The sequence below is a fragment of the Pseudoxanthomonas sp. LjRoot204_2 genome (genome assembly GCF_056175765.1).
Genome location: NZ_JBGFFG010000082.1, coordinates 1 through 10,193, shown reverse-complemented (window position 1 = coordinate 10,193; position 10,193 = coordinate 1). Strand labels below are relative to the sequence as shown.

The 10,193-nt window shown below is 68.2% G+C and carries 7 protein-coding genes; 2 read left to right on the top strand and 5 right to left on the bottom strand.

Features of this window, described 5'->3' with window-relative positions; all coding sequences use genetic code 11:
• Positions 1–30: 30 nt before the first annotated feature.
• Positions 31–894, bottom strand: a complete 864-nt coding sequence (locus tag AC04L7_RS05920) for a class I SAM-dependent methyltransferase (RefSeq protein ID WP_299344653.1) — start codon at positions 892–894, stop codon at positions 31–33.
• Positions 895–1,038: 144 nt separating this feature from the next.
• Between AC04L7_RS05920 and AC04L7_RS05915 the strand changes: the two genes are divergently transcribed.
• On the top strand, positions 1,039–2,067 hold the full coding sequence (locus tag AC04L7_RS05915) for an NADP-dependent oxidoreductase (protein ID WP_299344651.1): 1,029 nt from the start codon (positions 1,039–1,041) through the stop codon (positions 2,065–2,067).
• 14 nt (positions 2,068–2,081) lie between these two features.
• Here the strand turns inward: AC04L7_RS05915 and AC04L7_RS05910 are convergent, their stop codons facing one another.
• From AC04L7_RS05910 to AC04L7_RS05900, 3 genes are all read right to left on the bottom strand, one after another.
• Positions 2,082–4,787, bottom strand: coding sequence for a bifunctional acetate--CoA ligase family protein/GNAT family N-acetyltransferase (locus tag AC04L7_RS05910; protein ID WP_436000868.1), 2,706 nt, complete (start codon positions 4,785–4,787; stop codon positions 2,082–2,084).
• Positions 4,788–4,854: 67 nt separating this feature from the next.
• Positions 4,855–6,564, bottom strand: coding sequence for a bifunctional isocitrate dehydrogenase kinase/phosphatase (gene aceK, locus AC04L7_RS05905; protein ID WP_436001127.1), 1,710 nt, complete (start codon positions 6,562–6,564; stop codon positions 4,855–4,857).
• 30 nt (positions 6,565–6,594) lie between these two features.
• Complete coding sequence (locus AC04L7_RS05900) at positions 6,595–7,473, bottom strand: LysR substrate-binding domain-containing protein (RefSeq protein ID WP_093489116.1); 879 nt, start codon at positions 7,471–7,473, stop codon at positions 6,595–6,597.
• Between the two features lie 109 nt (positions 7,474–7,582).
• On the opposite strand from AC04L7_RS05900, the gene AC04L7_RS05895 reads away from it, so the two are divergent.
• Positions 7,583–7,807, top strand: coding sequence for a hypothetical protein (locus AC04L7_RS05895; protein ID WP_436000866.1), 225 nt, complete (start codon positions 7,583–7,585; stop codon positions 7,805–7,807).
• Positions 7,808–8,021: 214 nt separating this feature from the next.
• Here the strand turns inward: AC04L7_RS05895 and AC04L7_RS05890 are convergent.
• Positions 8,022–10,193, bottom strand: a 2,172-nt coding sequence (locus AC04L7_RS05890) for an NADP-dependent isocitrate dehydrogenase (protein WP_475512677.1), incomplete at its 5' end; no start/stop codon positions are given.

Sequence of the window (10,193 nt, the reverse complement as noted above, 5' to 3'; positions counted from 1 at the left end):
GGAACGCTCATCGCGACGCCCGCACCCCTGTCAGGGCTTCACGAACCGCAGCGTCATGCGGTCGCTTTCCCCGATGGCCTGGTACTTCGCGCGGTCCGCTTCCGGGTGGTTGTTGGACGGCGGCAGCGTCCACACGCCGTTCGGGTGGTCCTTGGTGTCCTTCGGATTGGCGTTGATCTCGCTCTTCGCCTGCAGCTGGAAGCCGGCGGCCTTCGCCAGCGCGATCACCTGCGCCTCGCTGACATAGCCGGTGTCGTCGTCTGCCGCCACGTCCTGGTTCGCGCGATGCTCCACCACGCCCAGCACGCCGCCGGGCTTGAGCACGGCGAAGAAGCCCCTGAACATCCCTTCGGCCTGGTTCGCGCTGCGCCAGTTGTGCACGTTGCGGAACGTCAGCACCACGTCGGCGGAATTGGCCGCGCCGAAGACCGGAGCGGCGGGGTCRTACTTCACCGTCACCGCCTTGTCGAACTGCGCGGGAGCATCGACGAACTTCTTCTGCAGGCCATCGACGCTGCGCTGGTAGTAGCTGCGGCTCTTCTCGGCCGCTGCCGCCGGATCGACGACCGCAGCGACATAACGCCCCTCCGCCTTCAGGTACGGGGCCAGCACCTCCGAATACCAGCCGCCGCCGGGGGTGATTTCCACCACGGTCTGCGATGGCTTGACGCCGAAGAAGGCGAGGGTTTCCTTCGGATGGCGATGGACGTCGCGCACAGTGTTCTTGGCATCGCGCCACTCGCCCTTCAGCACGGTGTCGAGCGCGGCGGCATCGGATGCCGACAGCGTGTGCGCGGCGTCCGCGGCCTTGGCCGGCGAAGCGGCGAATGCGGGTTGCGATGCGGCCAGTGCGGCCACCAGCGCCAGGGACAGCGGAACCATGCGTATCGTCATCGGGAAGGCCTCCAGAAAGGTGCGCGGAGCCTAGCACGCAGCATGTTCAGCCCGCATGGCGGCCGTCGCGCCGCGGCCACGCTTCATCGCATCCGCACGCGGCCTCGCTAGACTGCGACGCATCGCACCGCCGGACACGCCGCCATGACCCGCCAGGATCCCACCCGCAACACCCGCATCGTGCTGGCCGCCCGCCCGCAGGGCGAGCCGACGGCCGACGATTTCCGGATGGAACAGGTGCCGCTGCCTGCTCCCGCCGATGGCCAGGTGTTGCTGCGCAACCGCTACCTGTCGCTGGACCCGTACATGCGCGGACGCATGAATGCCGGACGCTCGTACGCCAAGCCGGTCGAGATCGGCGAGGTCATGGAGGGCGGGACGGTGTCCGAGGTGGTCGCCTCCCGCCACCCCGATCTGAAGGTGGGCGATGTCGTGCTTGCGCACGGCGGCTGGCAGACGCATGCGGTGGCCGATGGCAAGGGGTTGAAGCGCACGCTGGACGCACGCGTGGCGCCTTTGACCACCGCGCTGGGCGTCTATGGCATGCCGGGCTTCACCGCCTATGTCGGCCTGCATGAAATCGGCAAACCGCAGGCCGGCGAAACGGTCGTGGTGGCCGCCGCCAGCGGACCGGTCGGCGCGACCGTCGGCCAGATCGCGAAACTGCAGGGGGCGCGTACCGTCGGCATCGCCGGTGGCGAGCGCAAGCGTGCCTACCTGCACGACGAACTCGGCTTCGACGTCGCGCTCGACCATCGCGCCCCGGATTTCGCCGACCAGCTGCGCGCCGCGTGCCCTGACGGCATCGACGTCTATTTCGAGAACGTCGGCGGAGCGGTGTTCGATGCCGTGGTGCCGCTGCTCAACGATTTCGCCCGCATCCCGGTCTGCGGGTTGGTGGCGCACTACAACGACAAGGCCTTGCCGGCCGGGCCCGACCGCATGCCGTGGCTGATGGGCCAGATCCTCTCCCGGCACCTGACCGTGCGCGGCTTCATCCAGTACGACTTCATCGCGCTGTATCCGCAGTTCCTGCGCGAGATGGGCGGCTGGCTCGCCGAAGGAAAGATCCGCTACCGCGAGGACATCGTGGAGGGCCTGGAGAACGCACCGCGCGCGCTGATCGGCCTGCTGCGCGGGGAGAACTTCGGCAAGGTGGTGGTGAAGCTGTAGGGCGCCTGCTTCCGTCAGGAAGAGGGCGGCACCGGCAGGCTGACGTTCATCAGTGTGGGGTCGTCCGGGTCCATTTTCACGGTGAAGCCCAGGCTTTCGCACATCGCGAGCATGGTGCGGTTCTCGCGCAGAACCTGGCCTTCGATCAGCTTTAGGCCCTGCCATTGCGCGTACTCGATCATGATCTGCATCAGCTTCCAGCCGATGCCGTGGCCCTTGAGGTCCGAGCGCACCAGGATGCCGTACTCGCCTTTCCCGTAGTTCGCGTCGGCATGCAGGCGGACCGCGCCCAGCATCTCGTGGGTGCTCGGATGTACCGCGACCAGCGCGATCGAGCGCGCATAGTCGAGCTGGGTCAGGCGCGCGATGAATTCGTGGCTGAAATGACGCACCGACTGGAAGAAGCGCAGGCGCAGGTCTTCGTCGGTGATGTGGGTGAAGAACTCGCGGAACATCGCGTCGTCTTCCGGCCGAACGGGGCGGACCAGCGCGGGCTGGCCGTCGGCGAGTTCGATGGTCCGTTCCCATTCCGTCGGATACGGGAAGATCGCGAAGCGCGGATGGCCGCGGCCCTTGTGCAAGGCGCGGCCGCGCGCCACGGCGATGCGTGCGTCCACCGCGACCACGCCGTCGCGGTCGGCCAGCAGCGGGTTGATGTCGAGCTGCTGGATCTCCGGGATATCGGCCGCGAGCTGCGCCAGCTTCACCAGCACCAGCGCGACGGCGCGCTCGTCGGCCGCCGGCACGTCGCGGTACGCCTTCAATACGCGCGACACACGGGTGCGTGCGATCAGTTCGTGCGCCAGGCGCAGGTCCAGCGGCGGCAGGGCGACGGCCTGGTCGTTGATGACTTCCACGGCCGTGCCGCCACGGCCGAACGCGATCACCGGGCCGAACACGGGATCGTCGGCGATGCCGGCGATCAGTTCGCGCGCCTTCGGGCGCAGCACCGTCGGTTGCACCAGCACGCCTTCGATACGTGCCTCGGGCCGGCGCTCGCGCGCACGCAGCAGGATGCCGGCGGCAGCTTCGCGCACGGCGTGTGCGTTCGGCAGGTTGAGGCGCACGCCATCCACGTCCGACTTGTGCGGGATGTCGGGCGAGAGGATCTTCACCGCCACCGTCCTGCCCTCGGCGAGCAGCGGGGCAGCGATGCGCGCGGCATCCTCGGCGTCGGTCGCGCGCCACAGCGGCGCCATCGGAATGCCGTAGGCGGCGAGCAGTTGCGTGGTGGCCAGCGGATCCAGCCAGGTCTGGCCGGCGTCCAGCGCGCTGTCCACCAGCGCGCGCGCCATCGCCACGTCGGGACTGAAGTCTTCCGGCAGGCTGGGCGGCGTCTCCATCAACGCGGCCTGCACCTCGCGGTGGCGCACCAGGTGCATGAAGCCGGCGACCGCATCGGACTCGTTCGGATAGCGCGGTATCTGGGCGGCGTCGAGGACGGCTTCGGCCTGGGGATCGTTACCCAGCCAGACGGTGAACACCGGCTTGCGCAGGCCGTGCGGAGGACGTTGCGACAGCACGCGCGTGACGGCATGCGCCGCTTCCGATGACGACGACAGCACGGTCGGCACGTTGACCGCCAACAACGCGTCGTTGTCGGGATCGGCGAGCAGCGCTTCGATGGTCGCGGCATAGCGGTCCGCGTCGATGTCGGTCAGCAGGTCGACCGGATTGGTACGCGACCAGCCCACCGGCAAGAGACGGTCCAGTGCATCGCGGGTGGCATCCGACAGTGTCGCCAGCGTGCCGCCCTGTTCGTACAGGTGGTCCACCGACAGCGCGCCGACCCCGCCGCCGTTGGTCAGGATCGCCAGTCGGCGGCCGTGGAACGGGCGTACCTGGCCCAGCGTGCGCGCAGCGGCGAACAGTTCGTGCAGCGAGCGCACGCGCAGCAGGCCGGCACGACGGAACGCTGCACCGTACACGGCGTTGGGACGCGCGAGATTCTGCGTATGCGTGCTGCCGGAAGGCGTCACCTGGGCGCGGCCGCCGTGGCCGGACTTCACCACGACCACGGGCTTGGTGCGCGCGGCCGCACGCGCGGCGGACATGAACTTGCGCGCGTCGCGGATCGCTTCCACGTACAACAGGATCGCGCGCGTGCGGTGGTCGGTGGCGAAGTAGTCCAGCAGGTCGGCGAAGTCGACATCCAGCGCATCGCCCAGCGACACGACGGCGGAGAAGCCGACCGGTTGGCTCATGCTCCATTCCACCAGGCCGCCGGAAATCGCACCGGATTGCGAAATCAGCGCGAGGTCGCCGGCCTTCGGGAAACGACTCGCCAGGCTGGCATTGAGGCGCGCATGCGGCGCGATCACACCGAGGCAGTTCGGACCCAGCACGCGCAGGCCCTTCTCGCGCGTCAGCGCTTCCAGTTGCGCGGCCGGCGAACCGGGGCCGCTGCCCATCGCCGCGGTGAGCACGACCACGGCAGCCGCGCCTTTCTCCGCGGCTTCGGCGGCCAGCTGCGGCACCGTCGCCGCCGGGGTGGCGATCACGACCAAATCCGGCGTCCACGGCAGGTCGCGCAGGTGGCGCACCGTCGCCACGCCGTCCATCGGCGACGGATGCTTGTTGACCAGGCCGATGGGACCGGCGAAGCCGGCGTTGAGCAGGTTCTCCACCACCGCGCGGCCCACCGAGCGAGGACGCGACTGGCTGCCGACCACGGCGACGGCGCGTGGGCGGAAGATCGAGTCGAGGCGGTAGGTACTCATGGCGGGAAGGCGGTCTCCACGTGGCGGCTAGGGTAACGCGCCGCCTGTTGCAGGGGCATGCGCGCGGTCACGCGAGCTTGAGCGTGTCCGGGTAAGGCGGAGTATCCGGATAGTCGCCCGCGGCGAGGTGCGACTGAAGGTCGCGCCACCAGCCAGGCTGGAACAGCGCGCCATACGCGGCCTTCAGTGCCTTCGCCTGCGGCTCGGGCAGGCCGAGGAACTGCGGGAACCGCTCCGGGAACACATCACCGGCGTCCACATGGAACCACGGCGCATCGGCCATCTGTTCTTCGTAGCTCTCCGCCTGCGGCCAGTCGCGGAATTGGCAGTCGGTGACCAGTCGCAATTCGTCGTAGTCGTAGAAGACCACGCGTCCGTGCCGGGACAAGCCGAAGTTCTTCAGCAGCATGTCGCCGGGGAAGATGTTGTTCCGCGCCATGTCCTTGATGGCCTGCCCGTAGTCGAGCGCGGCGGCGCGCGCGGCCTCGGGCTTCTGCTCGCGCAGGTAGAGGTTCAACGGCCGCAACCGGCGCTGCACGTAGCACAGCGCGATGACGAGGTCGTCGCCGTCTTCGCTGATGCTCTGTGCGCAGCTCTCGCGCAATTCCTGCAGCAAGGCCGGCGCGAACCGAGCACGCGGAAAGCGCAGGAAGCGGAATGCCTGCGTGTCCAGCAGCCGGCCGACGCGATCCAGGTGGAAGACCAGGTCGTACTTGTCTTCCACGTCCTGCCGGCTCATCGCCTTCGGATAGGCGAACCGGTCGCGGATCACCTTGAACACCAGCGGGTAGCTGGGCAGGGTGAACACCGCCATCACCATGCCGGGCGTGCCTTCGGCATGCACCAGCCGTTCGTCCGGATGCGCGGCGAAATGGTGGAAGAACGTGCGGTAGCGTTCGGTCTTGCCCTGCTTGGCGCGGCCGAGCACGGTGTAGATCTCGTCGATCGGCTTGCCCGGCAACAACGAGCGCAGGAACACGACCGCATCGCCGACCGTCGACAGGTCGGCGTGGAAATAACTACGCGAGGTGCCGAACAGGTGCGCCACGTCGGCGCGATGGGTCAGCACGGCTTCCGCCCTGAGCTGGCCGCCGTCGTTCACCAGCGCGATCACGCAGGGCGAGAACCGGTGTTCGCCGAACACGCGGCCGACCAGATAGGCGCGCCGCTCGCGGTAGAACACCGTGTCCAGCAGTTCGATGCCGCGCACCGGCTGCGCCCCCCAGTGCGCCAGGTCGTCCTGCAGCCGCACCGCGATCGCCGCCGCGCAGCGGGTGCGGTGCGCATACGGCACGTCGAAGCCGTAGTCCGCCAGCACGCGCGCGAAGGTGTCGGTGGGGCGATGCTCGGAGACTGCGTAACTGTGCCGGGCGACGGGGTGGGTGATCGCGTCGGTGGGTTCCACATCGAGCGCGACGAACTCCAGCGCCGGGTCCACGCCGCGGATGCGCAGGAAGCGGCGGCTCAGCGTGTTGTAGAAGGTCTTGTAGAGCTCGCGGTCGATCTGCCCGGTGACCAACTTCTCGAACGCCGTACGTGCGGCGATCCACAGCGTCCGGTCATGGGCCTGTCCCAGCAGTACCGCCTGCAACCGCAGTGCGCACTCGGCGATGCACTGGTCGTACAGTTCGATGCGTTCGACCGCATCGTGGCGGGCCGCGGTCCAGTCCTGCGTCTCGAACCGGATCTTCGCGCGCCGGGTGATCTCGGCGAAGCGCGCGTGGTAATCCGCGAAGGCATCGTGGATCAGGCGAGCGATGGCATCGGCGGGGACCATGCGCGCGATGTTAGCCGGCACGCGCTGGAGTCATCGCTCCACTGCGATGCCGGCCTGCTCCAGCAGCCAGCTGCGCACCTTGCGGAAACCGGGGTGCGCCAGGCTGCGTTCCGGATACACCAGGTAGTGGGCGAAGTCGGCCTGCAGCCGTTTCTTCGTCAGCGTCACCAGCCGTCCGGCCTTCACCAGCGGCTCGGCCAGCGTCCAGCGCGCCAGTGCCACGCCCACGCCTTGCGCCGCCGCCTGGTGCAGTGTCTCGGTGTCGTCGAACTGCGCGACATAGCGCGCCGGCGGCTGCCCGCCGAAATGCTCGAACCAGTCTTTCCATCGATTGGCCGGATCGCCCAGCAACGGCAACTTCGCCATCTGGTCCGGTGCCGGCCGGCCGTGCTGTTTCAGCAAGGCGGGGCTGGCGACCGGGGTGATCCATTCGTGGAAGAGGAACTCCGCGTGCACGTTCGGCCAGCGTCCACCGCCGAGCCGCAGCGCCAGGTCCACCGGCTCGCGCTCGAAATCCACCACGTGCGTGCTCGATTGCAGATTGAGGCCGAGCTCCGGATGCTGGGCCAGGAACGCCGGCAGGCGCGGCACCAGCCAGGCCGTGGCCATCGAAGGGATCAGGCTCAGCGTCACCGTGTGGTCGTTGCGCAACGTGGCGCGCCGCAGCGCATGCTCGATGGTGTCCAGCGGCCCGGAGATGGCATCGAAGAGGCGTTGGCCTTCCGGCGTCATCTCCACGCCGCGAGGTCCGCGCGCCAGCAGCTTGTGGCCGAGCCGCTGCTCCAGCAGCCGCATGCGATGGCTCAACGCGCTGACGGTCAGGTGCATGGCCTCGGCGGCGCGGGTGAGGTTGCGCAGGCGCGCGGCCGTGACGAAGGCGTCCACCTGATCCAGCGGCAGTCGGCTCATCTTGAATCCACCTCAAGGCTGGCTTGCGGAGCTTTCGCTTTTTCGGGGCCGATCATGCGCCTACCTTGGGAGTCCTTCAAGCCGGACACCGGCGCCACGGAGCAGTCCCATGCAAACCGGAATCAGGAAGCAGTGGTGGCAGCAGCTGGGTGGAATGAGCCAGGGAATGCTGTTCCTGCAGGGTCACATCGCCCACACCGACAGCCCGCCGCCCGAACCCGCCCACCGGCACCATGTCCACGATGCGCCTGGCCAGGCCCGGCATCGCGAAGCGATCCAGCGGCTCAGCGCCCGCCGGCTGCGTGCTATGACCTCGTTGTCGCTGTTCCGGTGAGCGCCCGCCAGCGTGGGAGCGACGTCAGTCGCGATGAACCGCCGCGATGGCCCATCGCGACTGACGTCGCTCCCACGAATTATGGCGGGCCGGGTGGAAGCCCTTCACGTAAATCGAAGCTTCGCGCGCGGACGGCTGGCGAGCCTGTGTCCGCATGAAACACAACGCCCGGCACAGGGCCGGGCGTTGGATGCGGCGGAGAAAGCGATAGACCTCAGGCCGACAGCGTCGCCAGTGCGTCGTTGAAGGTCTTGCTGGGACGCATCGCGGCGGCGGTCTTGGCGATGTCGGGGTGGTAGTAGCCCCCGATATCGAGCGCCTTGCCCTGCGCGCCGTTCAACTCGCCGAGAATCGTGGCTTCGTTGTCGGCCAGGGCCTTCGCCAGCGGCGCGAACTTCGCCTTCAGTTCGGCATTCTCGTCCTGCGCGGCCAGCGCCTGCGCCCAGTACAGGGCCAGGTAGAAGTGGCTGCCGCGGTTGTCGAGCTCACCGACCTTGCGCGCGGGCGAGCGGTTCTCATCGAGGATGCGGCCGTTGGCGACGTCCAGCGCGTTGGCCAGCACCTTGGCGGGCGTGTTGAGGTAACGCTGGCCCAGATGCTCCAGCGATGCGGCCAGCGCGAGGAATTCGCCCAGCGAATCCCAGCGCAGGTAGTCCTCTTCCAGGAACTGCTGCACGTGCTTCGGCGCGGAGCCGCCAGCGCCGGTCTCGAACAGGCCGCCACCGGCCATCAGCGGGACGATCGACAGCATCTTCGCGCTGGTGCCCAGCTCCATGATCGGGAACAGGTCGGTCAGGTAGTCGCGCAGCACGTTGCCGGTCACCGAGATGGTGTCCTCGCCCTTGCGGATGCGTTCCAGCGACACCTTCATCGCCTCGACCGGCGGCAGGATGCGGATATCGAGCGCGTCGGTGGTGTAGTCCTTGAGGTACTGCTCGACCTTGGCGATCACCTGCGCATCGTGCGCACGGTCCTTGTCCAGCCAGAAGATCGCCGGCGTCTTGCTCAGGCGCGCGCGGCCGACGGCCAGCTTCACCCAGTCCTGGATCGGCGCGTCCTTGGTCTGGCACATGCGCCAGATGTCGCCGGCCTCGACCTTCATCTCGAACACGACCCGGCCGGCGTCGTCGGTGACGCGCACGCTGCCGTCGGCGGGAATCTGGAAGGTCTTGTCGTGGCTGCCGTATTCCTCGGCCTTCTGCGCCATCAGGCCGACGTTGGGCACGCTGCCCATCGTGGCGGGATCGAAGGCGCCATGCTTGCGGCAGTCGTCGAGCACCGCCTGGTAGATGCCCGCATAGCAGCGGTCCGGGATGACGGCCTTGGTGTCCTGCAGCTTGCCTTCGGCGTTCCACATCTTGCCGGAATCGCGGATCATCGCCGGCATCGACGCGTCGACGATCACGTCGCTSGGCACGTGCAGGTTSGTGATGCCCTTGTCGGARTTCACCATCGCCAGCGCGGCGCCATCGGCGTAGACGGCCTGCAGGTCGGCCTTGATCGCGTCCTGCTGGTCGGCCGGCAGTGCGCCGAGGCGCGCGTACAGGTCGCCGATGCCGTTGTTGGCGTCGAAGCCGATCTGATCGAGCACCGCAGCGTGCTTGGCCAGCGCGGCCTTGTAGAACTCGTTGACGACCACGCCGAACATGATCGGGTCGGAGACCTTCATCATCGTGGCCTTCAGGTGCAGCGAGAACAGCACGCCCTGGGCCTTGGCGTCGGCGATCTCGGCAGCGACGAACGCGGCCAGCGCCTTGCGGCTCATCGAGGCGGCGTCGACGATCTCGCCGGCCTTCACCTTCACCTTGTCCTTCAGCACGGTGACCGTGCCGTCGGCGGCGACCAGTTCGATCTTCAGCGCGCCGTCGTTGGCCAGCGTGGCCGACTGTTCGCTACCGAAGAAATCGCCGGCCGCCATGTGGGCGACGTGCGATTTGGAATCCGCGCTCCACGCGCCCATGCGGTGCGGGTGCTTGCGGGCATAGTTCTTCACCGACAGCGGCGCGCGACGGTCCGAGTTGCCTTCGCGCAGCACCGGGTTCACCGCGCTGCCCTTGACCTTGTCGTAGCGGGCCTTGGCGTCCTTTTCCTTCTCGTCCTTCGGCTCGTCCGGGTAGTCCGGCAGCGGGTAGCCCTGGGCCTGCAGCTCCTTGATGGCGGCCTTCAGCTGCGGCACCGATGCGCTGATGTTGGGCAACTTGATGATGTTGGCTTCGGGCTGCGTCGCCAGCTGGCCCAGCTCGGCCAGGTCGTCGCTGATCTTCTGCGCGTCGGCCAGGTACTCGGGGAACTGCGACAGGATGCGGCCCGCCAGCGAGATGTCGCGGGTTTCCACGGCGATGCCGGCGGGGGCGGTGAACGCCTCGACGATCGGCAGCAGCGACTG